The organism is Alphaproteobacteria bacterium (genome assembly GCA_039980135.1).
Lineage (GTDB): Bacteria > Pseudomonadota > Alphaproteobacteria > UBA6615 > UBA6615 > UBA8079.
Window position 1 is genome coordinate 212,981 of record JBDXCV010000013.1, and the last position, 26,772, is coordinate 239,752.

The 26,772-nt window shown below is 62.3% G+C and carries 25 protein-coding genes; 3 read left to right on the plus strand and 22 right to left on the minus strand.

All coding sequences use genetic code 11. The features are described 5' to 3' along the window. Positions 1 to 20: 20 nt before the first annotated feature. From hfq to ccsA, 9 genes are all read right to left on the minus strand, one after another. The gene (hfq, locus tag ABJ363_16895) at positions 21 to 284 is read right to left on the minus strand and encodes an RNA chaperone Hfq (protein ID MEP4380666.1); all 264 of its coding nucleotides are present in this window, start codon (positions 282 to 284) and stop codon (positions 21 to 23) included. A gap of 162 nt (positions 285 to 446) precedes the next feature. Beyond that, on the minus strand, positions 447 to 1,319 hold the full coding sequence (locus tag ABJ363_16900) for a D-amino-acid transaminase (protein MEP4380667.1): 873 nt from the start codon (positions 1,317 to 1,319) through the stop codon (positions 447 to 449). A 22-nt stretch (positions 1,320 to 1,341) separates the two neighbouring features. Further along, complete coding sequence (gene trkA, locus ABJ363_16905; GenBank protein ID MEP4380668.1) at positions 1,342 to 2,718, minus strand: Trk system potassium transporter TrkA; 1,377 nt, start codon at positions 2,716 to 2,718, stop codon at positions 1,342 to 1,344. Positions 2,719 to 2,778: 60 nt separating this feature from the next. Continuing rightward, a complete protein-coding gene (locus ABJ363_16910; protein ID MEP4380669.1) occupies positions 2,779 to 4,179 on the minus strand; it encodes a sigma-54 dependent transcriptional regulator in 1,401 nt (466 codons plus the stop codon). 17 nt (positions 4,180 to 4,196) lie between these two features. Continuing rightward, on the minus strand, positions 4,197 to 6,536 hold the full coding sequence (locus ABJ363_16915; GenBank protein ID MEP4380670.1) for a PAS domain-containing sensor histidine kinase: 2,340 nt from the start codon (positions 6,534 to 6,536) through the stop codon (positions 4,197 to 4,199). An 85-nt stretch (positions 6,537 to 6,621) separates the two neighbouring features. Beyond that, entirely contained in the window at positions 6,622 to 8,070 is a 1,449-nt protein-coding gene (ntrC, locus tag ABJ363_16920; GenBank protein MEP4380671.1) for a nitrogen regulation protein NR(I), read from the minus strand. Then, positions 8,067 to 9,197, minus strand: a complete 1,131-nt coding sequence (locus tag ABJ363_16925) for an ATP-binding protein (GenBank protein ID MEP4380672.1) — start codon at positions 9,195 to 9,197, stop codon at positions 8,067 to 8,069. Before ABJ363_16925 ends, ntrC begins: the two co-directional genes overlap by 4 nt. Next, the gene (gene dusB / locus ABJ363_16930; GenBank protein ID MEP4380673.1) at positions 9,197 to 10,204 is read right to left on the minus strand and encodes a tRNA dihydrouridine synthase DusB; all 1,008 of its coding nucleotides are present in this window, start codon (positions 10,202 to 10,204) and stop codon (positions 9,197 to 9,199) included. The genes ABJ363_16925 and dusB overlap by 1 nt, the downstream gene beginning before the upstream one ends. 82 nt (positions 10,205 to 10,286) lie before the next feature. Next, positions 10,287 to 11,099 carry a cytochrome c biogenesis protein CcsA gene (gene ccsA / locus ABJ363_16935; GenBank protein ID MEP4380674.1) on the minus strand — a complete coding sequence of 271 codons (813 nt, stop codon included), beginning with the start codon at positions 11,097 to 11,099 and terminating at the stop codon, positions 10,287 to 10,289. A gap of 182 nt (positions 11,100 to 11,281) precedes the next feature. On the opposite strand from ccsA, the gene ABJ363_16940 reads away from it, so the two are divergent. Genes ABJ363_16940 through ABJ363_16950 form a run of 3 tightly spaced genes read left to right on the plus strand, consistent with a single transcriptional unit; the run spans position 11,282 to position 13,467 of the window. After that, complete coding sequence (locus ABJ363_16940; protein ID MEP4380675.1) at positions 11,282 to 12,457, plus strand: bifunctional 2-C-methyl-D-erythritol 4-phosphate cytidylyltransferase/2-C-methyl-D-erythritol 2,4-cyclodiphosphate synthase; 1,176 nt, start codon at positions 11,282 to 11,284, stop codon at positions 12,455 to 12,457. Next, a complete protein-coding gene (locus ABJ363_16945) occupies positions 12,454 to 12,966 on the plus strand; it encodes a phosphatidylglycerophosphatase A (protein MEP4380676.1) in 513 nt (170 codons plus the stop codon). The genes ABJ363_16940 and ABJ363_16945 overlap by 4 nt, the downstream gene beginning before the upstream one ends. Positions 12,967 to 12,969: 3 nt before the next feature. Then, on the plus strand, positions 12,970 to 13,467 hold the full coding sequence (locus tag ABJ363_16950; protein ID MEP4380677.1) for a CinA family protein: 498 nt from the start codon (positions 12,970 to 12,972) through the stop codon (positions 13,465 to 13,467). A gap of 57 nt (positions 13,468 to 13,524) precedes the next feature. Here the strand turns inward: ABJ363_16950 and ABJ363_16955 are convergent, their stop codons facing one another. The 13 genes from ABJ363_16955 to tpiA form a co-directional block, all read right to left on the minus strand. Beyond that, positions 13,525 to 13,923 carry a rhodanese-like domain-containing protein gene (locus ABJ363_16955; protein ID MEP4380678.1) on the minus strand — a complete coding sequence of 133 codons (399 nt, stop codon included), beginning with the start codon at positions 13,921 to 13,923 and terminating at the stop codon, positions 13,525 to 13,527. A gap of 85 nt (positions 13,924 to 14,008) precedes the next feature. Beyond that, complete coding sequence (locus ABJ363_16960) at positions 14,009 to 14,473, minus strand: type II toxin-antitoxin system RatA family toxin (GenBank protein ID MEP4380679.1); 465 nt, start codon at positions 14,471 to 14,473, stop codon at positions 14,009 to 14,011. Positions 14,474 to 14,493: 20 nt separating this feature from the next. After that, positions 14,494 to 15,462: a lipoyl synthase gene (lipA, locus tag ABJ363_16965; protein MEP4380680.1), complete on the minus strand. Its 969-nt coding sequence runs from the start codon at positions 15,460 to 15,462 to the stop codon at positions 14,494 to 14,496. A gap of 3 nt (positions 15,463 to 15,465) precedes the next feature. Next, positions 15,466 to 16,878 (minus strand): dihydrolipoyl dehydrogenase, encoded by a 1,413-nt coding sequence (lpdA, locus tag ABJ363_16970; GenBank protein MEP4380681.1) that lies wholly within the window; start codon positions 16,876 to 16,878, stop codon positions 15,466 to 15,468. 55 nt (positions 16,879 to 16,933) lie between these two features. Then, positions 16,934 to 18,211, minus strand: a complete 1,278-nt coding sequence (locus ABJ363_16975) for a pyruvate dehydrogenase complex dihydrolipoamide acetyltransferase (GenBank protein ID MEP4380682.1) — start codon at positions 18,209 to 18,211, stop codon at positions 16,934 to 16,936. Between the two features lie 177 nt (positions 18,212 to 18,388). Then, positions 18,389 to 19,765: a pyruvate dehydrogenase complex E1 component subunit beta gene (locus ABJ363_16980; protein ID MEP4380683.1), complete on the minus strand. Its 1,377-nt coding sequence runs from the start codon at positions 19,763 to 19,765 to the stop codon at positions 18,389 to 18,391. Positions 19,766 to 19,795: 30 nt separating this feature from the next. Continuing rightward, positions 19,796 to 20,884 (minus strand): pyruvate dehydrogenase (acetyl-transferring) E1 component subunit alpha, encoded by a 1,089-nt coding sequence (gene pdhA, locus ABJ363_16985; protein MEP4380684.1) that lies wholly within the window; start codon positions 20,882 to 20,884, stop codon positions 19,796 to 19,798. A gap of 222 nt (positions 20,885 to 21,106) precedes the next feature. Continuing rightward, the gene (locus ABJ363_16990; GenBank protein MEP4380685.1) at positions 21,107 to 21,391 is read right to left on the minus strand and encodes a septum formation initiator family protein; all 285 of its coding nucleotides are present in this window, start codon (positions 21,389 to 21,391) and stop codon (positions 21,107 to 21,109) included. Between the two features lie 233 nt (positions 21,392 to 21,624). Then, positions 21,625 to 22,899: a phosphopyruvate hydratase gene (gene eno / locus ABJ363_16995; GenBank protein ID MEP4380686.1), complete on the minus strand. Its 1,275-nt coding sequence runs from the start codon at positions 22,897 to 22,899 to the stop codon at positions 21,625 to 21,627. 28 nt (positions 22,900 to 22,927) lie between these two features. Continuing rightward, positions 22,928 to 23,776 carry a 3-deoxy-8-phosphooctulonate synthase gene (gene kdsA / locus ABJ363_17000; GenBank protein ID MEP4380687.1) on the minus strand — a complete coding sequence of 283 codons (849 nt, stop codon included), beginning with the start codon at positions 23,774 to 23,776 and terminating at the stop codon, positions 22,928 to 22,930. Between the two features lie 3 nt (positions 23,777 to 23,779). Next, the gene (locus ABJ363_17005) at positions 23,780 to 25,411 is read right to left on the minus strand and encodes a CTP synthase (protein MEP4380688.1); all 1,632 of its coding nucleotides are present in this window, start codon (positions 25,409 to 25,411) and stop codon (positions 23,780 to 23,782) included. Between the two features lie 140 nt (positions 25,412 to 25,551). Further along, entirely contained in the window at positions 25,552 to 25,899 is a 348-nt protein-coding gene (gene secG / locus ABJ363_17010; protein ID MEP4380689.1) for a preprotein translocase subunit SecG, read from the minus strand. A 112-nt stretch (positions 25,900 to 26,011) separates the two neighbouring features. After that, on the minus strand, positions 26,012 to 26,767 hold the full coding sequence (gene tpiA / locus ABJ363_17015; protein MEP4380690.1) for a triose-phosphate isomerase: 756 nt from the start codon (positions 26,765 to 26,767) through the stop codon (positions 26,012 to 26,014). Positions 26,768 to 26,772: the final 5 nt, after the last annotated feature.

Consider the following 26,772-nt stretch of genomic DNA (forward strand, 5'->3'; position numbering starts at 1 on the left):
TTGGTTCCCAAGACGCGCGGTTACTCAGCCGCTTCGGCTTCAGCCTCGTCTGTTTCCGGCTCGAAGAGCTGGATCGGCATCGACGGCATCACCGTCGAGATCGCGTGTTTGTAGACAAGTTGCGAGTGCGCATCACGACGCAGCAAGACGCAAAAATTGTCGAACCAGGTCACGACTCCCTGCAGTTTTACGCCATTGACGAGAAAAATCGTGACCGGAGTTTTGTTTTTTCGAATGTTATTCAGGAACACGTCCTGGACATTCTGTGACCGTTCTGCAGCCATCTTGTTACCTCAGCTTTGTTCTTGTGTTGGTTGTTATATTCGCTGTACGAAACTCAACTTAGCATGTGTTTCCGACCGCATCGCGGCTTCCCAGACACACACTTATATAAGATATGCCTCGCGGACCGGATTTCCAGTCCTTCATGCACCGATTTCGCGGATTCATCCCCGACCGAGCGCCAGCGGCACGGATTCCATGAATTCCATGTATCGCTCGTGTAGCGCCGCGCTCAGCGATCCGGGCTTCCCGTTCGCGATGACCGTGTCATCGATTGCCGTCACCGGGGTCACAAAGTGCGAGGAATTGCTTAAAAACGCCTCGCGCGCCGCCAGCGCCTCGTCGCAGGAGAACTTTCGTTCCTCGAACGCTATTCCCATATCCCCCGCAAGCCGAATAATGGCCTGGCGCGTGATGCCGCGCAGGATGTCCGGGCCTGCTGGGCGGGTCACGAGCGTCCCGTCCGCGGTCACAATCCACGCATTCGATGATGTGCCCTCGGTCACGAAACCGTCCGTGTCACACATCCACGCCTCATATGCACCGGCTTCCGCCGCCGCTTGCTTGCCGAGCACGTTGGGCAGCAATGCAACCGTCTTGATGTCACAGCGGGCCCAGCGCAGGTCATCAATCGTGATGACCTTGACGCCTTCCTCGCGCATATCGGCGGGAAACTCGGTAATCGGGCGGACGGTCATGACCAGGGCCGAACGCGTTTCTTCGGGAAACTTGTGATCGCGTGGCGCCACCCCGCGGGTGACCTGGATGTAGAGCAGGCCCGTGGCATAGCGGTTGCGCCTGACCAGTTCCCGCATGGCTACAACAAGCGCCGCTCGCGACAACGGCCAGGGGATGCTCAGCTCCCCGAGGGACCGGTCCAGTCGGTCGAGATGCGGCGCCTCATCGATCAGGCGTCCGCGGAACAGGTGGATGACCTCATACACACCGTCGGCAAACTGATACCCGCGATCCTCGACATGCACGGCAGCACGACGGTGCTCGATATATCGACCGTTTACATAGGCAATACGCGGCACGAACGGCTCCCGTCGACGTGATCTAGAAAAACTCGAGACGAACGGCGAACATTTTCTCGACCTTGCGCACGGCATCCTTCGTCGCGAACAGGATGATCCTGTCCCCGACATTGATCACCGTATCCTTGGTGACCATCAGCACCTCGTCATCGCGCAGGATCGACGCCACGATGACGCCCGTCGGCAATTTGGCATCGTTGATCGCCTTGCCGATGAGGCTCGACGTCTCCAGCGCCTCGGCCTCAATGACCTCCCCGAAGTTTTCTCCGATCGAATGGACCGAGCGAATGCGGCCGCGGCGCACGATCTGCAGGATCGTCGAGACGGTAATAACCCGGGGATTGACCACGACATCGATGCCCAGGGGCGCCAGCAACGGGTTGTAGGTGTTGCTGTTCACGAGCGTGACCGCGCGTTCGGCCCCGTAGCGCTTGGCCAACAACGACGCGAGGATGTTGACCTCGTCATCGTTGGTTATCGCCACCACCGTGCTCGCCTTGCTGACGCCGGCCTCCGCCAGGATATCCGGATCGAGCGCATCGCCATGGATGACACTGGTCTTGGCCAACGCGTTGGCCGCTTCTTCGGCACGCTCCTTGTTCAGTTCGATGACCCGGGCAGTAATTCCCGAGAACCGTTCCTCGATATCCGCGGCAAGGCTCTGGCCGATGTTGCCGCCGCCGATGATGATGACCCGGCGCGCCTCCTGCTCCTGATGACCGAAAGCGGCCATGGCGCGCGGCACATGCTCGGCATCGATGACGATATAGACCTCGTCGCCCGGCTCCAGATGATCGTCGCCGGTCGGCACCATCGGCTTGCCTTCGCGGATGATGCCGACGATCGACAACCGCAGATCCGGAAACAGCGTCGTCAGCTGGCGCAACGGCGTATTCAGGATCGGGCAGTCCACTTCACACCGGACGCCGATCAACCGCAACCGGTCGTTCGCCAGCGGAATCATCTCGAAGGAGCCGGGCACGGTGAAGCGCCGGCTGATCGCTTTCGCGACTTCGATTTCCGGCGAGATGATCACGTCGATCGGCATATTGTCGCGTGAGAAAAGGTCGGCCCAGATCGGATTGCGGTAGGCCTGCGACCGAATGCGCGCAATTTTCATCGGCACGTCGAACAGCGAGTGCGCGATCTGGCATGCGATCATGTTCACCTCGTCGGCAAACGTCACGGCCACGATCATGTCGGCATCGCGCGCACCCGCCGCCTCGAGCACATCGGGATGCGAGGCGAACCCGATCATTGTGGTCACATCCAGCGTATCGCGTATGCGTCGGATCAGTTCCGGGCTTTGATCGATAACAGTGACATCCACGCGCTCCGAAGCCAGCTCGCGCGCAATACTCGATCCGACCTGACCGCCACCACAGATAATCGCTTTCATGGGAATCCCCTGAAACCAGCCGCGCCGCCGGGCGCCGCATTCAACAGTTCGGCCGCCCGCCTACTCCATACCTCGAACGGTGGGCCCTTTTACGCCAAGCGACTTCAATTTGCGATGCAGCGCCGAACGCTCCATTCCGACAAAGGTTGCTGTCTTGGAAATATTGCCGCCGAAACGGTTGACCTGCGCCTCAAGATACTGCCGCTCGAATTCTTCGCGCGCATCGCGCAGCGACAACCCCAGGAACTCCGTATTCGCACTGCTCTGAAACGCCCTTGGCGTTTTATCCATGATTTCCGGGGGCAGCATCTCGGGGCGAATCGAAGCACTCGAATCGCTCGATGACATGATCAACAGCCATTCGATCACATTGCGCAACTGACGCACATTGCCGGGCCAGTTATGGGCCTGCAAGGCCGTCATCGCGTCGGGGCCGATCCGGCGCGGCGGCATGCCGGCCTGCTCGGACGCGCGGCGCATGAAGTGTTCGGCAAGCTTCGGTATGTCTTCGCGCCGGTCGGTCAGGTTCGGAATTTCGAACGGCACCACGTTCAGCCGGTAATAGAAGTCCTCGCGGAACTCGCCTGATCGAATTTCCTCGAGCAGGTCGCGGGTGGTGGTGGCAACAACACGCACGTCGACCTTGATTCGTTGACCTCCGCCGACCCGCTCGAAGGTCTGGTCCTGCAAAACCCGAACGATCTTCCCCTGTGTCTCGATCGGCATGTCACCGACTTCATCGAGCAACAATGTCCCGTTATGAGCCTGTTCGAACAGACCGATCTTGCGACCTTCCGCCTCGCTGGTACGCCCGGACTCGACCCCAAAAAGTTCGATTTCCATGCGATCCGGCGCCATGGACGCACAGTTCACCACGACGAACGGCTGGTCGGCGCGGCGCGAGCTGGCATGCAGCATGCGCGCCGCCACCTCCTTGCCCGAACCCGCAGGGCCGGTGATCAGAACCCGGCTGCCGGTGGGCGCAACCTTCTCGATTCCCTGGCGCAGCAGCACGATGCCGGGTGAATCGCCTACCATCTCGGTCTCGGGGCCCGCGCGCAGCCGCAACTCGCGATTTTCACGCCGCAGACGCGCCGCCTCGATCGCGCGGCTGACGATCGTGATGAGCCGGTCGGTCTTGAACGGCTTCTCGATATAGTCATAGGCCCCGACCTTGATCGCCTGAACCGCCGTCTCGACCGAACCATGCCCGCTGATCATCACGACGGGGACGTTCGGATGCTCACGGCGGATCAGATGCAGAAGCTCCATGCCGTCAAGGCGGCTGTCCTCGAGCCAGATATCGAGCACAACGAGGCTCGGCCGCCGCGCCGCGATCTGCTCGATCGCCTGCTCGGCATTCGCCGCATCGCGGGTCTCGTACCCCTCATCCTCGAGTACACCGGCGATCAGAAGACGAATATCGTCTTCATCGTCGACTATGAGAATATCTTCAGCCATGCCCTGACGTATCGCCCCTATCTCGCCGTCGACTGTTCATCGTCTTCGGTATTGCCGGATTGCGGCAGATCGACCTGCAGGGTCAATACAATGCGTGCGCCCGGAAGGCCGACACCCCGGTCCTCCAGGATCAAGGTTCCACCATGTTGTTCGACGATTCGCGACACAATCGCCAACCCGAGCCCGGTTCCCTTGGAGCGAGTGGTGACGTAAGGCTCGGTCAGGCGATCGCGCTCCTCGACCGGCAGGCCGCGACCGTTATCCTCGACGATGATCGACGCCGTGTTCCCGGTCTCGGTTAGCTGCATGCGCACCCACCCCGGCTCGCGCGCCGCGCCATCCGCCCCGTCGGGGCGGCCGACAATCGCATCGACGGCGTTCTGCAACAGATTGGTAAGCGCCTGGCTGACCAGGCCCGAATCGCAATTCGCGAGCACCGGGATGCCCGGAAATTCGGTCTCGAACCGAATATCCGCGTGCGCCTGATCCTGCAGGAAAATCGCCTCGCGACAGATCTTCGCCAGGTCGACCGGCCGCATAACGGGATTGGGCATCCGTGCAAACGCCGAGAACTCATCGACCATTCGGCCGATGTCCCCGACCTGCCGGACGATGGTGTCCGTACATTGGGCAAACACATCCGGGTCGCTCTGGACCTCTTTCAGATATTTTCGCTTCAGGCGCTCCGCCGACAATTGAATGGGGGTCAGCGGGTTCTTGATTTCATGCGCGATACGCCGCGCCACATCCGCCCACGCTGCCTTGCGCTGCGCCGATTGAAGCTCCGTGACATCATCGAATGTCACCACAAACCCGATCACTGTTTGCTGGGCATCATGCTCCGCCGCGATCCGGACATGCAGGGTCTTGCGGTCGGTGCCGGTTTCAACCGAGACCTCATCCTCGACAAGCCGCTCGGGGTCGCCGACCGCGCGCGCAATCAGATCGGCCAGTTCCGGCACACACTCGCCGAGCTGGCGACCCATGAGTTCGTCCAGCCGAATACCAAGCAACGCGGTCGCGGACCGGTTCGGCAGGCTGACACGCCCGGTATTGTCGAGGCCGACAACCCCCGCCGACACACCGCCGAGAACCGCTTCGGTGAACCGCCGCCTATCCTCGAGCTGCCGGTTCGCTTCCGTCAGTTCGCGGCGTTGCTCATCGAGCTGGCGCGTCATGCGATTGAAGGCGCGGGTCAACATGCCGATCTCGTCGTCGGACCGGCTCGCCTCGGCAAGACGCACACCAAGATTACCCGAGCGCACCATTTCCGCGGCATGGACGAGGCTGGCGATCGGGCGGGTTAAACGGTTGGCAAAAACGAAGGCGAGCCCGACTGCCGTCATGAGCAACAGCAGCGTGACGATGACAAAAATTGCTGCGAGTTCGATCTGCAAGTCGGTCAGTTCCGACTCGACCAGCGCATAGTCGTTCGCCGCGCGACGGGTCGTCTCGCGCAACTCCAGTACGTTCGGGTCGATGAACCGGCCGACATAGAGAAATACCTTGGGGCGCACATCGAGCCCGATCAGGGCCCGCACACGGTCGCGCCCCTCCGCCACCAGGACCACGGGTTCGCCGTTGCTCGAATCGACATAGGCCCAGGCGGGCGGCAGATCGAAGGTCAGGGACGAGGTGAAGCCAGCCTGGGTCAGGATTCGCCCCGTCGGGTCGAGCAGAAGCGCGCCATGCACGGAATGGCGTTCGGCCAGAACATCCAGGCTGCGCTGGGTTCGTCGGGTATCGGTCGCGATCTGCGGCCAGATTCGGTTCAGTTCCTCGGTCATCGCGAACGCGTCCGACCGGAAGATCTGTTCATGCTCGCTCAGATAGGCTTCCGAGACCCGCACCGAACTCTCGACGGCCTGGCGCACCCGGTCGCTGAACCAGTTCTGAATCGTGACATTGAAGAACAAGGCCGCCAGAACAACGGCCAGGATCGCCGGGACGATCGCAACGATCGAAAACAGACCGACGAGCCGGACATGCAAGCGGGCTGCTGCCAGACCGGCGCGGCGCTGACCCCATAGGCGCACCAGACCCTGGACGACAACCGCACCGAGCGCCAGAACGAGCACGAGATCGACGGCAACCAGCACATCGAGCGCGGAATCGCCCATGCCGAAATCACTGTTGCCCGTCAGGGTCAGGAGTGTCGCGATACCGGCGGTGACGCCGACCGCCATAAGCATGAAGGCAAGGCGTCTACCGATGTTGGCACGCCCGGCCCACATGGCCACGCGCCGCATGGCGGCTGCGTCCCGGCGCCCGGAACCTCCCGCATATTCCGGCGTCGGTTCAGACGTCACATGCAAGGCCTGTCCGTGCGCCTTCCCGGGGCTTACTTCATCGGTCATTCGATGCTCGATAGTGCACGTGCTTCCGTTGCCCCATCAGGGGTAGACCCAATATGGGGTCAATTCGGTGAAAACGCACGATTTCCTATTTTACGCCTCGTACAACATCAATGTCTAACTCACGGATTTTCTTACGTAATGTGTTCCGGTTCAGCCCCAGCATTTCGGCGGCGCGAAGCTGATTACCGCGCGTGGCCTCAAGCGCCAGCGCGATGAGTGGGCGCTCCAGTTCATGCAACATCCGACCGTAGAGTCCGGGGGCCGGCAATCCGTCCCGGTGGGCCGAGAAATATGTCCGCAAGTGGCGTTCGACGGCGCCGGAAAGCGATTCGTCCTCGCCCCCCGCTTCGCCTGCCGAGCCCGGTGCGGACTGCGCCAGTTCCGCCTCGATCATTTCGACGCTGATGACTTCCTGGCTGTAGAGTGCGGTCAGCCGCTGCACGAGGTTTTCCAACTCCCGGACATTGCCCGGCCAGCGATAGTCCTGCAGGCGCAGCATCGCCTCCGGGACAAAGGTCTTGGGAGCCATACCGCCGGTTTCGGTATTCGAAAGGAAATGCCGGACCAGCTCCGGGATATCCTCGGATCGCTCGCGCAAGGGCGGAATGCGCAGCGGCACCACGTTCAGACGGTAGTAGAGATCTTCCCGGAACAGGCCCTGACGGACGGCGAGGCGCAGATCACGATGGGTCGCGGCGATGATGCGTACGTTCGTGGAGATCGGGGTGCGGCCGCCAACCGTCGAATACTCACCTTCCTGTAACACCCGGAGCAAACGTGTCTGGGCCTCAACCGGCATGTCGCCGATCTCATCGAGGAACAGCGTGCCGCCCTCCGCCTGTTCGAAACGTCCCGAGTACCGACTGGTGGCGCCGGTGAAGGCCCCCTTCTCATGGCCGAAGAGCTCGCTTTCAATGAGTTCGCGCGGGATTGCGGCCATGTTGATCGCCACGAAGGGGCCGAACTTGCGTTTGCCATAGTCGTGCAGTGCGCGCGCGACCAGTTCCTTGCCAGTGCCCGATTCTCCGGTCACCATGACCGTCAGATCGGTATTCATCAGTCGGGCCAGCACCCGGTAGATGTCCTGCATCGCCGAGGAACGCCCGATCAGCGGCAGATCCTCTTCCTCGCCCGGCAGACCGTGATCCGGTGCCGCGGCGGGCGCCGGGCTCTCGGACAATGCGCGCTGGACGACCTCGACCACCTCCTTGAGGTCAAAGGGCTTGGGCAGATATTCGAACGCGCCGCGTTCGGTCGCCCGAACGGCGGTCAGCAGTGTGTTCTGGGCACTCATCACGATGATGCGCAGGTCGGGGCGAATCTTCCGAATTCGGGGGATCAGGTCGAGGCCATTCTCGTCGGGCATGACCACATCCGTGATCACCAGATCGCCTTCGCCGTCGGCAATCCAGCGCCAGAGGTTGGCCGCCGTCCCGGTCGAGCGCACCTCATGGCCAAGGCGTCCCAGCGCCTGGCCCAGAACGGTGCGGATACTCCGGTCGTCATCGGCAACGAGAATCGTCGCGGCGCTCATGTCGTATCTCCCGCCGCCGTGTCATCCACCGGCAGCATCACCTTGAACGCGGTGCCCGTATTATCGCTCTCCAGATCGATGACGCCGCCATGGTCGCCAACCAGCTTGGCCACAAGAGCCAGCCCCAACCCGCTTCCGTTTTTCTTGGATGTCACGAAGGGATCAAACAGGTAGGGCTGGATATCGGCGGGCACCCCTGATCCATTGTCACGAATGGTGATTTCGATCGGCAGGTCGACCCGCTCGCCGGTCCCGGGCAGGGCCAGGCGCAGCCCGTGTCGGTAACGGGTTTCGATGCGTATTTCGCCGCCTTGGTCGTCGACGGCCTCGGCCGCATTCTTCACCAGATTGAGGAACACCTGAATCAGCTGGTCCCGGTTTCCGAATACCATCGGGAGGGAAGGATCGAACAACGGTACGAACCGGACATTGCGGGCAAAGCCGCTCTCCGCAGAACGTTGTGCCCGATCGAGGACTTCGTGAATGTTTACCGCGGATCGTTCTGGAAGCCGCTCATCGGAGAACGCCTCCATGCGATTTACCAGGGAGACGATCCGGTCGGCCTCTTCGCAGATCAACTGCGTCAGTTCACGCCCGTTCTCGTCCGTATCGTCTTCCAGCAGCTGTGCTGCACCGCGAATACCGGAAAGCGGGTTCTTGACCTCGTGGGCCAGCATCGACGCCATCGCCGTCACCGATCGAGCCGCACCGCGATGCACCAGCTGCCGGTCGATATGCCGTGCCAACGTCTGCTCATGCAGGCTGATGATCACCACGCCGCCGTCTTCGGGAGAGGGCTGCACCTGAACGGACATCTCACGCTCGTTCAACCGCGGCCCCTCGATACGCACATCGCGTTCGGCATAACTCGCGCCGGCCCGCCTGGCTTTTTCTATGATGAAGAACAACGGGTTGTCGGATGCAATGAAGCCATCCAGGGAGGTGCCGACAAGACCATGTGCCGCGACGCCGAACATCTGCTCGGCCGCGTAGTTCACAAAGCGAATCGTGTTGTCCTCACCGACCGCGATCACGGCGTCGCTGAGGGCGTTGAGAATCGAGACGGGGTCAACACCGGCAAACATGCCAACGGCGGAATGGCGCGAAAGATCATCGGCGATCGTCATCACGCGGCCTCCAGCGACAAGTCATGGAAACGGTGCATCTCGTCAAAAATCACCCGCTCGTCGAGCGTGTTGTTGACCACATTGCGGAACTCGGCGGCACCGGGAATTCCCGTGATGTACCAGCCGATATGCTTGCGGGCGTTGCGAATGCCGGTGCTCACGCCATACAGACTGAGCATCCCGTCGAGATGCTCGCGCAGGATGCGCCAGCGCGCGGCGATATCGGGTTCGGGCCGGACCTGCCCGGTCGCGAAATGATGTGCCACATCGCCGGGGAACCAGGGGCGCCCCTGGGCCGCGCGACCAATCATCACCGCGTCCGCGCCAGACCGGTCGAGACAGGCATACGCGTCTTCGATCGTGCGAATATCGCCGTTCGCGATCAGCGGTATGGACACGCTGTCTTTTACGTTTGCGATAAAGTCCCAGTCGGCCGTGCCGGTATAGAACTGGCAACGGGTACGGCCATGAACTGTCAGCATCTGCACCCCGATATCCTCGGCGATGCGTGCAAGTTCGGGGGCATTCCGGCTGTCATCGTCCCAACCGGTGCGCATTTTCACGCTCACGGGCACGTCAACCACATCGACCACGGCCCGCATGATCGCTGTCGCCAGGGGGACATCGCGCATCATCGCCGAACCGGACGCCTTGCGGACAATCTTCTTGGCCGGGCAACCGAAGTTGATGTCGATCAGATCGGCGCCCCGTTCGACGGCCAGCACGGCCGCGTCGGCCATGATCTGGGGTTCGGTGCCCGCCAGTTGGATTGCCACAGGGCCGGTGCCCTCGTCAAACAGCATCCGCTGGGAAGACTGGCGCGTGTTCAGAAGCATCTGGCGGCTGGCCACCATCTCGGATACCACCAGACCGGCACCGAATCGCGACGCCAAACGCCGGAACGGGCGATCACTGACACCCGACATGGGCGCAAGCACGACCCTGTTGGGGAAGCTGACGGCCCCGATTTTGAGGGGCTCTGACGGATTCTGGAATATATTGCTCATTTATTGCGCACATGCACCAAGTGACTATGGTTTGTGCATAATAGACGCTATGTTGCAGTGCAACAAGAACTATTTATGGCCTTTAGCCCACAAGCACATCGGTCACGAATTTGACCCCGGGGAAGGCCAGCGTGATGAGCAGATAGGCGAACAGCACGATGCGTGCGGCACGCCGGCCACGCAGGCCACTCCCGCGGTTGAGCAGCAGCAATCCCCCGATTATCACGAACGTTGCCACCGACAGGATGGTCTTGTGATCCAGTTCAAAAACCGCGCCGGTCGCGGACAATTGGGTCGCCACCCCCGTCAGCAAACCGGCCCCGAGCACGATTTCCGCCGCCACCAGAAGCCTGATCTGCAAATGCTCGGCATCGGCGACCGCCGGCAATATCTCTGTCCGGCCAGACACCTTATGGGCACGCAATGCCCGTTCCTTGAGCCAGATCGCCAGCGCGGCGACGGCGGCGATACTGATCAGCCCGTAGGTGACCAGTGACACGCCGATATGTACCCGCAGCCACGTCGTCAACAAGCTGCCCGACAAGGGCTGCTCGGGAACGGACGACCATGCCAGCGCGATGAGCGCCAGCAACACCAGATAGGGCAGCAGCAAGCCGCTCAGGCGGCGCGCGGCCGGCGACAGAACACAGACGCCCAGGTAGATGACCATCGTCGCGGCAATGATCGTCCACAATGTGGCGCTGAACCCCGTACGCCAGATGCCGCCGGCAACGGAAATATCTAGCGCGAGCGGGCCGACCGTCGCCACCAGTAACAAAATCCAGAACATGGACCCGCCGCCCGGCACGATCGCATCACGTCGGCCAAATGGCAGCGCCGCCGCCGGCAACAGCGTCAACAGCGCCGCGAGACCCAATGTGATCGATCCACCCATGACCCCATCATACGAGGCGCGCGCGCGCCGGTCACTGGCCGGTGATCGTGCAGGCAACATCGCCCGTCACGCCTGCGTCTGGGTATCTTCCACATTTGCCGTGCCGGATTTCGGCGCCACGCCTTGGCAAGGCACAGGCGGGCGACTAACGTGCGCCCAGATTTCCACTGGAGTGGCCGAACGTGCCCGAGAACGCGCCCGAAACCGTTGCCCTGATCGTCGCCGCCGGCCGCGGCGCGCGCATGTCCGGCGACCTGCCGAAACAGTACCAGCATCTGCATGGTCGCCCCATCCTGCGCCATGTGCTCGAGGCGTTCGCTGCACACCCTGCCATCGACAGGGTACACACGGTCATTCACCGCGACGACGATGCGCGGTTCGCCGACGCCAGCCGGGGTCTGGATCTGGGGTCGTCGGTCGTCGGCGGCGAGACCCGGCAGGAATCCGTCCGCAACGGCCTGCAAAGCCTGGCTGGGGGAACGCCGCCGGCGCGGGTGCTGATCCACGATGGCGCGCGCCCCCTCACCTCCCATGCCCTGATCGAACGCGTGATCGGAGCACTGGAAAACGCGGACGGCGCGGTGCCGGCCCTGCCACTGACGGATACGATCAAACGGGTGGAAGATGACACGATCATCGATACCGTCGATCGCAGCGGCCTGTTTCGCGCGCAAACACCCCAGGGGTTCGGATTCCAGGCGCTGCTCACGGCACATGAGCGCGCAGCCGGTGACACCAGCTTCACCGACGACGCGGCGATCGCCGAGGCCGCGGGCCTGCGCGTCGCCGTCGTCGCGGGCGAGGAATGCAACATCAAGATCACCCACGACGACGACCTGGCCCGCGCGGCCGCCTGGCTCCAGGGCACGCGCGAAACCCGCGTCGGATCGGGTTTCGACGTTCACGCCTTCGGCCCCGGCGAAAATGTGCGTCTGGGTGGGGTCGATATTCCCCACGACCGCGCGCTGGCCGGGCATTCCGACGCCGACGTCGCGCTCCACGCCCTGACCGACGCCATCCTCGGCGCCATCGGCGACGGGGATATCGGCTCCCATTTTCCGCCATCGGACCCCCAATGGCGCGGCGCGGACTCGAGCCGGTTCCTCGCCCACGCGGCGGGCCTGCTGCAACAACGACGCGGCGCGCTGGTCCATATCGACATGACGATAATCTGCGAGGCGCCGCGCATCGGCCCGCACCGCGATGCGATGCGCGCGCGCATCGCCGAGATTCTCGAGGTCGATGTCGGCCGCATTTCGGTCAAGGCGACCACCACCGAAGGCCTCGGTTTTACCGGGCGTGGCGAAGGCATCGCCGCGCAGGCGAGCGTGACCGCTACCGTCGAGACAAGCCCATGACACCCGAAAAACAATCCGACGCCGCCGAACCAAAGGTCGCGCGCATGCTCGCCACATGGTTCGGCGCCGGTGACCTGCCGGGTGCGCCCGGCACATGGGGCTCGCTCGCTGCGCTTCCTTTCGCTGTCATCGCGGTCATGATCGGCGGGCAGTTCCTGCTGATGGCCCTGATTTTCATCGGGTTCGTTGTGGGCGTGTGGGCCAGCGGAAAGCTGGCGTCGTTCCACCGCCTGCAGGATCCCCAGCGGGTGGTCATCGACGAGGTGATCGGCCAGTGGCTGGCGATTCTGCCCGTGGCGCTCGACTGGCGCTTCTACGTGGTGGCATTCGTCCTGTTCCGTTTCGCCGACATCACCAAGCCATGGCCGCTGAAAGACCTCGAGAAACTGCATGGCGGGGTCGGCATTATGGCCGACGATATCGGTGCGGGAGTCTATGCCGGCGTCCTGACCTGGCTCATCGCCGTCTGGCTCGGAACGGCCGGCACCCTTCCTACCCTGTTTGGATAACAAATGTTCGATGCCCAACTCCTCCACGACGCCGCCGAACTGCTGGAACTGTGCCGGCGGGCCAAGATGAAGGTCGCGACGGCGGAATCATGCACCGGCGGCCTGATCGCCGGTTGCCTGACCGAAATTGCGGGCTCGTCGGACGTGGTTGAGCGCGGTTTCGTGACCTATTCGAACGAGGCCAAGATGGAAATGCTCGGCGTCCCGAAGATGCTGATCACGCTGCATGGTGCGGTCAGCGAACAGGTCGCCCGCGCCATGGCCGAGGGCGCACTCGCCAAATCCCTGGCGGATATCACGGTCTCCGTCACCGGCGTCGCAGGCCCGGGCGGCGGCACGAAGGACAAGCCCGTCGGCCTCGTGCATTTCGCCTGCGCCGGACGCGGCCGACCCACCATCGTCCATCATGAAGTCTTTCCCGGCGACCGCGCCGACGTGCGCGATTCAACCGTCCAGACGGCTTTCACGATCCTGCGCCGCACCGTGCAGGGAGAAAGCTGACCCGGCCACGGCGTCGGGGGACGAGAAAAGCGTACCCTCGAACCGGGCCCCTGTCCGTCAGGCAGATTTTATCAGGCTGAAGCCTTCGTCGAGCCAGCCGGTAATGCCACCGATCATCATTTTCACCGGCATGCCAAGCCGTGCGAGACGGACAGCAGCTTTGTTCGCACCATTGCAGTGTGGACCCGCGCAATACACCACGAACAACTTGTCTGCCGGAAACTCGGACATCCGTTCAGGCGTTATTTCCCGATGTGGCAGATCGACAGCACCTTCAATATGTCCTTTGGCAAAAGCACTGGCACCCCTGACATCGAGCAGAACAAAATCTGCATCTCCGGTCCCGAGACTCTCGTGAACATCCCAACAGTCCGTCTCGAATTCAAGCATGGCTTGGAAATGGCGGAGTGCGACATCCGAGGGTGCAGCCTCGGTCTCGGTAACATAAGTGCTCATATTGTCCTGCTCCTGATGGTTCCAACCAGAACTCTAACGCGGAAAAGGAAATATCGCGGCTTCGGGCCGGGTCAGTAGTGAATTGTCATACCGGCCGATAGAGTTCGGCCGCGCGTTTCTCGAACGCGCCGACCATGCGGCTGATCGCCTCGTGGAACAGCGCGCCTATCATTTTCTCGAGGATGCGGCTGCGGAACTCGAACTCCACATAGAAATCGATCTCGCAGGCACCGTCCTCGCGTGGCACAAAGACCCAATGGTTGCGCAGGAATTTGAGCGGCCCGTCCACATACTCGACATCGATCCGGGCGTCCTGCGTGTCGTGCCGCGGGGTCAGCGTAACTTTCGACGTAAACCGTTCGCGGATCAGCTTGAACCCGACCACCAGATCGGACCAGACGATCTCGCCATCCGGTGTGTCTTCACGCTTGCGATTGCGCGCCGCGATACACCAGGGCAGAAACTCGGGATAGCTTTCGATGTCACCGACCAGCGCATAGAGCTGATCGGGGGTATAGGGAAGAACGCGTATTTCCTTGTGGGACGGCACGCTGAAGCGGGTCTTGCCGGTCAGCCCGCCGCCGCGAGCTTCGCCTCGCGGGCATCCCGCAGCTTGGCGAAGTCATCCCCCGCGTGATAGCTCGACCGGGTCAGCGGCGTCGCCGACACGAGCAAAAACCCCTTGCCGCGCGCCATCTTGGCGTAACCCTCGAACTCGTCCGGCGTGACGAACTTGTCGATCCGGGCGTGCTTCGGGGTCGGCTGCAGATACTGGCCGATGGTCAGGAAATCGACGTTGGCGGCGCGCAGATCATCCATCACCTGCCCGACTTCTTCACGGGTCTCGCCGAGCCCGACCATCAGGCCGGACTTGGTGAAGATGCTTGGCACCTTGTCCTTGATCCGGTGCAGCAGATCGAGGCTGGTGAAATAACGCGAGCCGGGGCGGATCGTCGGGTAGAGCCGCGGCACGGTCTCCAGATTGTGGTTGAACACGTCCGGCGGGTCCTGTGCCAGCACGTCGATCGCGCCCGGCTTGTCCTTGAAGTCCGGCGTCAGAATCTCAATGGTCGTGGTCGGGGCCGATGCGCGCAGCGCGCGCACGACCTGGCCGAAATGGTCCGCGCCACCATCGTCCAGATCGTCCCGGTCGACCGACGTCAGCACCACATGCTCGAGCGCCATGCCGCCAACCGCCACCGCGACATTTGCCGGCTCGTTCGGGTCCAGCGGCTTCGGCACGCCGGTTGCCACGTTGCAGAACGCACAAGCGCGCGTGCAGGTGTCGCCCATGATCATGATCGTCGCGTGCTTCTTGGCCCAGCATTCACCGATATTCGGGCAGGCTGCCTCTTCGCAGACCGTGGCCAGGTTGAGGTCGCGCATCATCTTGCGGGTCTCGTGATAGGCCTTGCTGGTCGGCGCCTTCACACGAATCCAGTCCGGCTTGCGCTGGATGGGGTTGTCCGGCCGGTTGCGCTTCTCCGGATGCCGGAGCGCGGGGTCGGTGCTCTTGTCGCGAACGGGTGTAGAAGTCATGAACTAGAAATGGATCGTGCGCCCGTAAGCGTCAAGCACGGACTCGTGCATCATTTCGCTCAGGGTCGGATGCGGGAAGACGGATTCCATGAGTTCATGCTCGGTCGTCTCGAGGGTCTTGGCGATGCCGTAACCCTGGATCAGCTCGGTCACCTCGGCCCCGATCATGTGGGCACCCAGGAACTCGCCCGTATCGGCATCGAAGATCGTCTTGATCAGACCTTCGGGTTCACCAAGCGCGATCGCCTTGCCGTTGCCCTGGAACGGGAAGCGCCCGACCTTGATCTTGCGACCGGCCTTCTTCGCGGCGGCTTCGGTCATGCCGATCGACGCCACCTGGGGGCTGCAATAGGTACAACCCGGGATGCGGCTGGTGTCGAGGGGGTGAAGGTTTTTCTCGCCGGCCATCTTCTCGACCGCGATGATCCCCTCATGAGACGCCTTGTGGGCCAACCATGGCGGGCCGGCGACATCGCCGATGGCCCAGATACCCGGCTCGGCCGTCTGGCCCCACTCGTCGATCACGATGTGCGACTTCTCGACCACCACCTTGGTGTCTTCGAGGCCGATATCCTCCACATTGCCCACGATCCCCACGGCCATGATGACGCGCTCGGTCTCGATATTCTGGAACTTGCCGTCTTTCTCGATCGTCGCGGTGACCTTGTCCGGCTGCTTGTAGAGCGATTTCACCGATGCCCCGGTGATCAGCTTCATGCCCTGCTTCTCGAACGCCTTGGCAGCGAGGTCGGAAATCTCCTCATCCTCGACCGGGAGAATACGGTCGAGAACCTCGACCACGGTCACCTCCGCCCCAAGCGTTCTGTAGAACGAAGCGAACTCGATGCCGATCGCGCCGGACCCGACAACCAGCAATGACTTCGGGAATTCCTCGGGCACCATCGCCTCGCGATAGCTCCAGATCTGCTCGCCGTCAGCTTCCATGCCCGGAATATTCCTGGCGCGGGCGCCGGTCGCCAGCAGGACATTCTTCGCCGTGACGTCGGCGATTTTCTTGCCGTCCTTCTCCACGACGACCTTGTGCGCCCCGGGTTTGCCGCCAGCGAGCTTGCCCCAGCCGTCGATCACCTCGACCTTGTTCTTCTTCAAAAGGAAGCCGACGCCCTGGTTGAGCTGGTTCGCGACCCCGCGCGAGCGCTCGACGACCTTCTTGAGATCGAACGAGACATTATCCGCCTTCAACCCATAGGCTTCGGCGTTCTGCATGTAGTGATAGATTTCCGAGGTGCGCAGGAGCGCCTTGGTCGGTATGCAACCCCAGTTCAGGCAGATGCCGCCGAGATGGTTGGCCTCGATCACGGCCGCCTTCATGCCCAGTTGGGCGGCACGGATCGCCGCGACATAGCCGCCGGGCCCGCCGCCGACTACCACCAGATCGAATTGCTTGTCCGCCATAGGTTCAACCTCGAAGGTTTCGGCGCACGCAATATCGGCGCCGGGTCAATTTTGATTACAGGAGAAGCCCGAGCGGCTCTTCGATGAGACCCTTGAGCGCCGCCAGATACTCGGCCCCGATCGCGCCATCGAGCGCGCGATGGTCTACCGACAAGGTCAGGGACATGACCGTCGCCACAGCCAACTCGCCGTCATGCACCACCGGGCGCTGTTCGCCCGCACCCACGGCCAGAATTGCGCCCTGGGGCTGATTGATGACGGCATCAAACTGTTTCAGCCCGTACATGCCAAGGTTCGAGATGGAGAAGGTGCCGCCCTGGAACTCTTCCGGTGCCAGCTTGTTTTCCTTCGCGCGCGCGGCAAGATCCGCCATCTCCGACGAAATCGCCTTGAGACCCTTGCTCTCGGCCCCGCGCACGATCGGCGTGATCAACCCATCGTCGATTGCCACGGCGACGGAAATGTCCGCCCGCTTGAACAGCCGGACCCCCTCGTCCGACCAGGCCGCATTGGCGCGCGGCACCTCGATCAGCGCCGCGGCGGCGGACTTGATAATCATGTCGTTTACGGAAATCTTGAATTCGCCGTCCTTGGCCCGGGCATTGAGATTCTTGCGCGCCTCCAGCAGCCGGTCGATCTCGCAATCCACCGTCAGGTAGAAATGCGGAACCTGCTGCTTGGAGTCCGTCATCCGCTTGGCGATGACCTTGCGCATATTCGACAGCGGCAGCACCTCATACGGCGCATCGCCCTCGACCGAGGCGGCCGGCGCCGGCGCTGTCGCTCCCGATGCCGCGGACGCGCCCGAGAAGTTCTCGATGTCGTCTTTCACGATACGACCGTTCGGGCCGGAACCGGTCACCTGGGCCAGATCGATCCCCTGCTGGGCCGCCAGACGGCGGGCCAGCGGGCTGGCGACCACCCGATCACCGGTGCTCGCCGGCGTGGCCGGTGTCGCGGGTGCGGTCGGTGCAGCAGCCGGTGCCTCGGCTTGCGGCTCGGGCGCTTCGGGCGCGGGAGCAGGGTCATCGCCTTTTGCGGCCGGTTCCGCACCGCCGGTGTCGAACCCGTCGAGGGCGGAATCATCCTCGCCCTCTTCCAGCAGGATTGCGATAGGTGTGTTGACGGCGACTTCTTCGGCACCTTCCGCGATCAGGATTTTTGCGAGGACGCCTTCATCGACCGCCTCGACTTCCATGGTCGCCTTGTCGGTCTCGATCTCGGCTATGACGTCGCCCGGCGCGACGGCATCCCCTTCGGCCTTGAGCCAGCGCGCAAGATTGCCTTCGGTCATGGTGGGCGACAAGGCGGGCATGAGAATGGAAATCGGCATCAGTGCTTCCCTCAGGTACAATCTGCAAAACGGTCCGCCGGGATCATATCCCCACCACCGTTTACGCGTGTTGCGACTTGAATGGTCGTTCGCGCCATCCGCGCAACGTTCTGCTTAAATCGCATTGACTTGCAACTATTCGTGCCAACGCATCGCTGTGATCCGTCACGCACCGCATCAGTCCTTGTAACAAACGCGCTTGGCCGCGGCCGCGATCTTCTCCGCCTGCGGCAACGCCAGTTTCTCGAGGTTGGCCGCATATGGCATCGGCACATCCTCGCCGGTGACCCGAACGACCGGCGCGTCGAGATAGTCGAACGCGTCTTCCATCATTCGCATGCCGATTTCCGCGCCAATGCCGGCAAAGGGCCAGCCCTCTTCCACCGAGACGATACGGTTCGTGCGTTTCACGGATTCGACGACGGTCTCGGTGTCGAGCGGCCGAATGGAACGCAGATCGATGACCTCCGCCTCGATGCCCTCCGCGGCCAGCATTTCGGCGGCCTCCAGGGCGCGACCGACCATCAGCGAAAACGCGGTGATAGTTACGTCTCCACCCGCGCGCACAATTTTCGCCTTGCCGATCGGCACGGTGTAGTCAGCGTCGTCCGGCACATCGAATGTGGTGCCGTAGAGCATTTCATTCTCGAGGATCAAAACCGGGTTCGGATCGCGAATCGCCGACTTGAGCAGTCCCTTCGCATCCGCCCCGGAATAGGGCGCGACAACCTTCAGGCCCGGAACATGGCCGTACCAGCTCGCATAGCATTGGGAATGCTGTGCTCCGACGCGTGAGGCCGCGCCGTTCGGACCGCGAAACACAATGGGCACATCCATCTGGCCGCCGGACATGTAGAGCGTCTTGGCCGCCGAGTTGATGATCTGGTCGATCGCCTGCATGGCGAAGTTGAAGGTCATGAACTCGACGATCGGACGGAGGCCGTGATAGGCCGCACCGACGCCGATGCCTGCAAAACCCTGCTCGGTAATGGGCGTGTCGATCACCCGGCGATCGCCGAACTCCTCAAGCAGGCCCTGGCTGACCTTGTAGGCGCCCTGATACTGCGCGACCTCCTCGCCCATCAGGAAGACCTTGTCGTCGCGGCGCATTTCTTCCGCCATACCGTCGCGAAGGGCCTCGCGCACCGTCACTTCGACGGTCGGGCCGTCATAGTCGGCCTCGGCGGCGGGTATCGCCGCAACCGGTGCGGACGGCGCTTCGTCCGCCGCCGCATCCGGAGCAGCCGCAGACTCTTCTGCCGGCGCACTCTCGGCAGCCGGTGCGGCATCACCGATATCCGCAGCGCTCTCGCCATCCTGCAGGATCACCGCGATCGGCGTGTTGACCGCGACTTCCTCGGTGCCCTCGGCAATCAGGATCTTGCCCAACGTGCCTTCGTCGACGGCCTCGACTTCCATTGTCGCCTTGTCGGTCTCGATTTCGGCGATCACGTCACCCGGTGCAATGCTGTCACCTTCGGATTTGAGCCAGCGCGCGAGGTTGCCCTCGGTCATGGTCGGCGAAAGCGCCGGCATTAGTACCTGGATCGGCATATCAATTTTCCTCCCTGTCCCGCGTCTGGGTCAGGCTTCAATCAGAATGTCGGTGTAAAGCTCGGACGGATCGGGCTCGGGGCTCTCCTGGGCAAAGTCCGCCGCCGCGTTGACCCGCTCGCGGACATCGCGGTCGATCGCCTTGAGCGCATCTTCGTCCGCCATTTTCTGCGCGATCAAGACGGCCTTGAGGGTCTCGATGGGATCCTTCTCGGTCCGCATCTTCTGGACTTCTTCCTTGGTCCGGTACTTGGCCGGATCGGACATCGAATGCCCGCGATAGCGGTAGGTCTGCATCTCCAGGATAAACGGTCCCTTGCCGGAGGAGCGGGTGTATTCGACGGCTTCCTGGCCGGCCTCAAATACTTTCACCACGTCCATCCCGTCGACCTGGGCACCCGGGATGCCGTATGCCGAACCGCGGTTGAACAGGTCCGGCTCGGCCGAGGCGCGGGCGACCGACGTGCCCATGGCGTAGCGGTTATTCTCGATGATGTAGATGATCGGCAGGTCCCAAAGGGCCGCCATATTGAAGGATTCGTACACCTGTCCCTGGTTCAGGGCACCATCGCCGAAATATGCCAGGCAGATGCCGTTATCACCCTGATACTTGTGCGAGAAGGCGATGCCGGTGCCGAGCGGCACGTTGGCACCGACAATGCCATGGCCGCCGTAGAAGTTCTTCTCCTTCGAGAACATGTGCATCGAGCCGCCCTTGCCGCGCGAATACCCGCCCTCGCGGCCGGTCAGCTCTGCCATCACGCCGTTCGGGTCCATGCCGCACGCAAGCATGTGGCCATGGTCGCGGTAGGTCGTGATGACCGAATCCTGTTCCTGAAGCGCGGCCTGCATGCCGACGACGACGGCTTCCTGACCGATATACAGATGGCAGAACCCGCCAATGAGGCCCATGCCGTACATCTGGCCGGCCTTCTCCTCGAATCGGCGGATGAGCAGCATCTCGCCATAGAGTTCAAGTAGTTTGTCGGCGCCGTATGATTTGTAATCCGGCTTGTCGGACTTGGCTCTTGCCGCAGCGGTTTTCTTGCGTGGGGTTGCCCCCTTGGACGCCGACCGTTTGCTTGTCCGTGACGATTTCGTGGCTGGCTTTCGCGCCATCACACTCTCCCCCTACAACAGTGATCGGCGTCTTTCGCCTCCCCGACAAGTAGGCGAAAAGGCAAATTTCGACAAGTGCGGATACGGCAAAAGACGTGTAAATTCAGGGAAAAGTGAGATATTTACTGATGTTCAGTTAATTAGCCCGATCCGGCGCGCAATATTTGAACCCAACGCAGCATTGTTGTTCGCGGATGTTGCGCGACGAATGTGGCCCGAATGCTACTCGAGGATGACGATCTCATTCGGGTGGGCGAAGTTCAGCATCACCCGGGCACGTTCTTCGAGCATATCGGGATCGAGGTTGTCGGGCCGGAGCAGCGCCACGCGGGCATCGAGCTTCATGCGCTCGGCCTGAAGAGTTGCATGCACCGTTTGCGCCTGGTCGACCTTCGCGCGGAGTTGCAACAACGAGAGCAACCCATGGTCGCCCTGGACCATGTGGTATGAGAAATAGGCGAGCAGCAGCGCCCCGATAATCGGCCACAAGGCGCTTCGGGCGCGCATTCGTATTTCGTCGAGCACTGCCATGCCGTCAACGAATCACAGGCCGAGTCATACCGTCAACACAGAATTGTTCATTGAATTCAATTCTTTGCCGACTTCGGGCTTAGTGTTGCAAAAGTGACTCAGAGTTCTCGTTTTGGACTCATTCAGACCGTCTGCGCAGAACAAACCCGATCTCCGCGCCGACCGGAATCCACGATCGGAGCGAGCGAGAATATGGAGCAGTCCGGCCCCTACCGCAGAATCGAACGTCCGGCATAGCTCGCGGCCGGGCCCAACGCCTCTTCAATCCGGATCAGCTGGTTATACTTGGCCAGCCTGTCCGAACGGCTCAGGGAACCCGTCTTGATCTGCCCGCAATTCGTGGCGACGGCAAGATCGGCGATGGTCGCGTCTTCCGTCTCGCCGGAGCGATGAGACATCACGGACGTATAGGACGCCTTGTGGGCGGTCTCGACCGCATCGAGGGTCTCGGAGAGTGTGCCAATCTGGTTGACCTTGATCAGAATTGAATTCGCGGCCCCCTTTGCAATCCCGTCGCGCAGGCGCACCGGGTTGGTGACGAAAAGATCATCCCCGACCAGCTGGACCCTGTCGCCGATGGCTGCCGTCAATGCGACCCAACCGTCCCAGTCGTCTTCCGCCATGCCGTCCTCGATGGACGTGATCGGATAGCGCGCGCACAGGTCGGCCAGATATTCGACCATGGCACCGGACTCGAGGACCTTATCTTCACCGGCCAGATCATACTTTCCGTCCGCATGGAATTCGGTCGAAGCCGAGTCCAGCGCCAGCACCACGTCGTCGCCTGGTTTGTAGCCGGCAACCTCGATAGATTTGCAAATAAACCCAAGGGCTTCATCCGCACTCTTCAGGTTCGGTGCGAATCCGCCCTCGTCGCCTACATTGGTACCGTGTCCTGCTTCTGAGAGTTGCTTCTTAAGTGTTTGAAATATCTCGGAACCAATCCGTATCGCATCGGCCATATTGTCGGCACCGACAGGCATGATCATGAATTCCTGAATATCGATCGGATTGTCGGCATGGGCCCCGCCATTGACGATGTTCATCATCGGCACCGGAAGGGTTCGGGCATGGCTGCCGCCGACATAACGAAAGAGCGGCAGTCCGGCGTCTTCGGCCGCCGCCTTGGCCACCGCCAGGGAAACGCCGAGGATCGCGTTGGCCCCGAGCCGCCCCTTGTTCTCCGTGCCGTCCAGATCACGCATCAGCTGATCGATATGTTCCTGCTCGTCGGCGTCGAGTCCCGACAGCGCCTCGAACAATTCCGTATTGACCGCCTCGACGGCTCCCAGAACACCCTTGCCGCCGTAGCGGGCCGGATCGCCGTCACGCCGCTCCACGGCCTCGTGGGCTCCCGTAGAGGCACCTGACGGTACGCCGGCGCGGCCGAAGGCCCCGCTCTCAAGCATGACATCCACCTCAACGGTGGGATTACCGCGGCTGTCGAGAATCTCGCGGCCGATAATATTGACGATGGCGCTCATCGTTATTTCCGTTTGCTTGCAGGTTGGGTCAGGTAATCGAAACCGGGTTCGCCTTGGCGATACGGTCGATGTCGAACAGCGTTTCAACAATCCCCGGAAGATCCTTCAAATGGATCATGTTCGGGCCGTCGCTGGGCGCGTTGTCGGGGTCCTCATGGGTCTCGAGGAACACCCCGGCGACACCGATGGCCACGGCCGCGCGCGCCAGCACCGGGGCGAATTCACGCTGGCCACCGCTGGAGGCGCCCTGCCCGCCCGGCTGCTGCACCGAATGGGTCGCGTCGAAAATCACCGGACAGCCGGTCTGGGCGGCCATGATCGGCAGCGAGCGCATGTCGGCCACCAGGGTGTTGTAGCCAAAGCTGGCGCCACGCTCGCAAACCAGAACATTCTCGTTGCCGGCCTCGAAGGCCTTTGTGACGACGTTTTTCATGTCCCAGGGAGCGAGAAACTGGCCTTTCTTGATGTGCAGCGCGCGACCGGTCTCGGCCGCCGCCACCACCAGGTCCGTCTGGCGGCACAGAAAGGCGGGGATTTGCAGCACATCCGCGACTTCCGCGACCTGCGCGCAATGCCCCGGGTCGTGCACATCGGTCAGGATCGGCAGGCCCGTCGTTTCGCGGATTTCGGCCATGATCGGCAGACTTTTGTCGATTCCGAGGCCGCGTGCTGTCTTGATCGACGTCCGGTTCGCCTTGTCGAAGCTGGTCTTGTAGATCAGGCCGATCCCGAGCTGGGCCGCCATTTCCTTGAGCGCGGCACTCATTTCCAGCCCGTGCGCGCGCGATTCCAGCTGGCAGGGACCGGCGATGAGGGTCAGGGGCAGATCACCGCCGAGGGTGAGATCACCGACCCGCACATGCCGCAAAACAGTCATCGCTCAAACCAGCCGGGACTGGTCGAGGGCCGCCGCCACGAAGGATTTGAACAGTGGATGCGGGTCGAACGGCTTGGATTTCAATTCCGGGTGAAACTGCACGCCGATGAACCAGGGGTGATCCACGAGTTCGATTGTCTCGGGCAACAGGCCGTCAGGCGACGTACCGGAAAAGATCATACCGGATTTCTCCAGTGCTGCCCGATAATTGATGTTGACCTCGTAGCGATGGCGATGGCGTTCCGCGATCTCGTTCAGGCCATAGATTTCCGCGATATGCGTGCGCTCGCCCAGGTTGGCCGGATAGGCGCCAAGCCGCATGGTGCCGCCCATATTGTCACCCGCGGCCCGTTGTTCGGTCTCGCCGCCACGTTGCCACTCGGTCATCAGGCCGACCACCGGATCGACGCAGGGTCCGAACTCGGTCGATCCGGCACCGGGAAGACCGGCCAGATTCCGCGCCGCCTCGATGACCGCCATCTGCATGCCGAAACAGATGCCGAAATACGGCACGTTGTGTTCGCGCGCGAATTGAACCGCCTGGATCTTGCCTTCCGCGCCGCGTTCGCCGAACCCGCCGGGAACCAGAATTCCGTGCACCCCGTTCAAATGCTCGACCGTGTCCTCGGTGTCGAACAGTTCCGAGGCGATCCAGTCGAGATTGACCCGCGCATGGTTTGCGATCCCGCCATGCACCAGAGCCTCCGAAAGCGACTTGTAGGCGTCGGGAAGATCCGTGTATTTGCCCACGACCGCGATGTTGACCTCGCCGTCGGGCACGCGAATGCGGCCGACGATCTCGCGCCAAGTATCCAGGTTCGGCTGCACACCGGCATCGATCCTGAAGTGGTTGAGGACCTGGATGTCGAAACCTTCGTCGTGATACTCGATCGGCACCTGATAGATCGTATCGATATCGAGTGCCGGCACGACGGCTTCCGGGCGAATGTTGCAGAACAGCGCGATCTTGTTGCGTTCACCATCCGGAATCGGGCGGTCACAACGGCACAGGAGCACATGCGGCCGGATACCGACGCGCTGCAGTTCCATCACCGAATGCTGGGTCGGCTTGGTCTTGAGTTCGCCCGACGCAGACAGATACGGCACCAGGGTCAGGTGCACGAACATCGCCCGCTCGGCGCCCAGTTCGTTGCCGAGCTGGCGGATGGCTTCGAGAAACGGCAGGCTTTCGATATCGCCGACCGTCCCGCCGATTTCACAGATCACGAAGTCCTCGCCATGCAGGTCGGCGGTGACGAATTTCTTGATCGCGTCGGTGACGTGGGGAATGACCTGCACCGTGCCGCCCAGATAGTCGCCACGTCGCTCCCGGCCGAGCACGTCGGAATAGATTCGCCCCGTCGTGACGTTGTCGGACTGGGTCGCCGCCACTCCCGTGAACCGTTCATAATGCCCGAGATCGAGATCGGTCTCGGCCCCGTCGTCGGTGACGTAGACCTCGCCGTGCTCGAAGGGGCTCATCGTACCCGGATCGACGTTCAGGTAAGGATCCAGTTTGCGCACACGCACGCTGTAACCGCGCGCCTGAAGGAGCGCACCCAGAGCCGCCGACGCAAGCCCCTTACCCAGAGAGGAAACGACACCACCCGTGATGAAAATGAACCGTGTCGCCATTGTTACCTTGTACTCAATTGATCGCGGCCCGCCAAAGGGGATTCATCCACAGTCGTCAAGCTGTTGAGATACCGGCATTTGGCAGAGAAAAAGGCGGCTTGAAAGCCGCCTTCGGAATTCGACTCGGGACGCCGCGCCATCTACTCGGACGTCGGAACCGATGGGGTTGTCGGCTCAGCCGGCGCCATCTCGTCACTATGTGCCGGCGGGGCTTCGTTGATGATCGAACCGGTGCTGCCGCTGTCGTTGGCGAGAATAGCCAGGCCGATGCTGGTGACCATGAAGGCCAGCGCCAACAGGCCGGTGGAGCGGGTCAGCAAATTGGCCGTCTGGCGATTGCCCAGCAAGCCGCCCATGCCGCCGCTGGCACCGCCGCCGCCGCCACCGCCGCCAAGGCCGCCCAGGCCGCCTTCGGACTTCTGCATCAGCACGACGCCGACCAGCGCCACGCCGATCAGCATGTGAATGACCAGTATGATGGTTTCCATAGTCTCGGCCGATTCTTGTATGCGCGGTGCCGACGGATCGCCGCACCGCAACTGCTTGGCGGGTATTTAGTCGGTTGTGCGCCGCAATTCCAGTCCCAATCCTGTCAAAAGACTACGCCGCGGCGGCGGCGGCGATCGTCAGGAAGCTTTCGGCGTTCAGACTGGCACCGCCGATCAGCCCGCCATCGACGTTTTCCACGGCGAGAAGCGTCGCGGCGTTCCCGGGTTTCATGGAGCCGCCATAGAGCAGGCGAATGGACGCCGCTTCGCCCTCCAGGGCCGCTTCCAGGGTCGCGCGGATGTGGTCATGTGCGGCTGCCACCTCTTCCAGGGTCGGCGTCCGGCCCGTCCCGATCGCCCACACAGGCTCGTATGCGACCACGGTGTTGGTGCCGGTCACGCCGGTGTCGGGCAGCGAGCCGGCCAGTTGTGCCGTCAATACTTCAAGCGTCTGCCCGGCATCCCGCTCCGCCTCGGTCTCGCCGATGCAAACAATGGCAATCAACCCCGCCCCATGCGCGGCAAGCGTCTTGGCGCGGACCCGGGCATCGCTCTCGTCCAGGCCATGCCGGCGTTCGGAATGACCGAGGATCACATGGCTCGCCCCCGCATCGGCGACCATCAAGGCTGATACATCGCCGGTGTAGGCGCCGTTTTCGGCCTCGTGACAATCTTGTCCGCCGGCCGCGACGGCGGTGTCGGCCAGGGCCGCCGCGACAGGTTGCAGGATCGTCGCGGGCGGGCATACCAGCAGATCGCAGGTGACGCCGCCCGCACCGGCGCTGATATCGCGCGCCAGCTGGACGCCGTCCGACGCCAGCATGTTCATTTTCCAGTTTCCGGCGATCAGTTTCTTCGGCGCGGCCATATCTT

Excerpts from the sequence above, each read along its gene's own strand:
- hfq (MEP4380666.1), bottom strand. The coding sequence starts at position 284 with ATGGCTGCAGAACGGTCACAGAATGTCCAGGACGTGTTCCTGAATAAC.
- trkA (MEP4380668.1), bottom strand. The coding sequence starts at position 2,718 with ATGAAAGCGATTATCTGTGGTGGCGGTCAGGTCGGATCGAGTATTGCG.
- ABJ363_16910 (MEP4380669.1), bottom strand. The coding sequence starts at position 4,179 with ATGGCTGAAGATATTCTCATAGTCGACGATGAAGACGATATTCGTCTT.
- ABJ363_16915 (MEP4380670.1), bottom strand. The coding sequence starts at position 6,536 with ATGACCGATGAAGTAAGCCCCGGGAAGGCGCACGGACAGGCCTTGCAT.
- ntrC (MEP4380671.1), bottom strand. The coding sequence starts at position 8,070 with ATGAGCGCCGCGACGATTCTCGTTGCCGATGACGACCGGAGTATCCGC.
- ABJ363_16925 (MEP4380672.1), bottom strand. The coding sequence starts at position 9,197 with ATGACGATCGCCGATGATCTTTCGCGCCATTCCGCCGTTGGCATGTTT.
- dusB (MEP4380673.1), bottom strand. The coding sequence starts at position 10,204 with ATGAGCAATATATTCCAGAATCCGTCAGAGCCCCTCAAAATCGGGGCC.
- ccsA (MEP4380674.1), bottom strand. The coding sequence starts at position 11,099 with ATGGGTGGATCGATCACATTGGGTCTCGCGGCGCTGTTGACGCTGTTG.
- ABJ363_16945 (MEP4380676.1), top strand. The coding sequence starts at position 12,454 with ATGACACCCGAAAAACAATCCGACGCCGCCGAACCAAAGGTCGCGCGC.
- ABJ363_16950 (MEP4380677.1), top strand. The coding sequence starts at position 12,970 with ATGTTCGATGCCCAACTCCTCCACGACGCCGCCGAACTGCTGGAACTG.
- ABJ363_16955 (MEP4380678.1), bottom strand. The coding sequence starts at position 13,923 with ATGAGCACTTATGTTACCGAGACCGAGGCTGCACCCTCGGATGTCGCA.
- lipA (MEP4380680.1), bottom strand. The coding sequence starts at position 15,462 with ATGACTTCTACACCCGTTCGCGACAAGAGCACCGACCCCGCGCTCCGG.
- lpdA (MEP4380681.1), bottom strand. The coding sequence starts at position 16,878 with ATGGCGGACAAGCAATTCGATCTGGTGGTAGTCGGCGGCGGGCCCGGC.
- ABJ363_16975 (MEP4380682.1), bottom strand. The coding sequence starts at position 18,211 with ATGCCGATTTCCATTCTCATGCCCGCCTTGTCGCCCACCATGACCGAA.
- ABJ363_16980 (MEP4380683.1), bottom strand. The coding sequence starts at position 19,765 with ATGCCGATCCAGGTACTAATGCCGGCGCTTTCGCCGACCATGACCGAG.
- pdhA (MEP4380684.1), bottom strand. The coding sequence starts at position 20,884 with ATGGCGCGAAAGCCAGCCACGAAATCGTCACGGACAAGCAAACGGTCG.
- ABJ363_16990 (MEP4380685.1), bottom strand. The coding sequence starts at position 21,391 with ATGCGCGCCCGAAGCGCCTTGTGGCCGATTATCGGGGCGCTGCTGCTC.
- eno (MEP4380686.1), bottom strand. The coding sequence starts at position 22,899 with ATGAGCGCCATCGTCAATATTATCGGCCGCGAGATTCTCGACAGCCGC.
- kdsA (MEP4380687.1), bottom strand. The coding sequence starts at position 23,776 with ATGACTGTTTTGCGGCATGTGCGGGTCGGTGATCTCACCCTCGGCGGT.
- ABJ363_17005 (MEP4380688.1), bottom strand. The coding sequence starts at position 25,411 with ATGGCGACACGGTTCATTTTCATCACGGGTGGTGTCGTTTCCTCTCTG.
- secG (MEP4380689.1), bottom strand. The coding sequence starts at position 25,899 with ATGGAAACCATCATACTGGTCATTCACATGCTGATCGGCGTGGCGCTG.
- tpiA (MEP4380690.1), bottom strand. The coding sequence starts at position 26,767 with ATGGCCGCGCCGAAGAAACTGATCGCCGGAAACTGGAAAATGAACATG.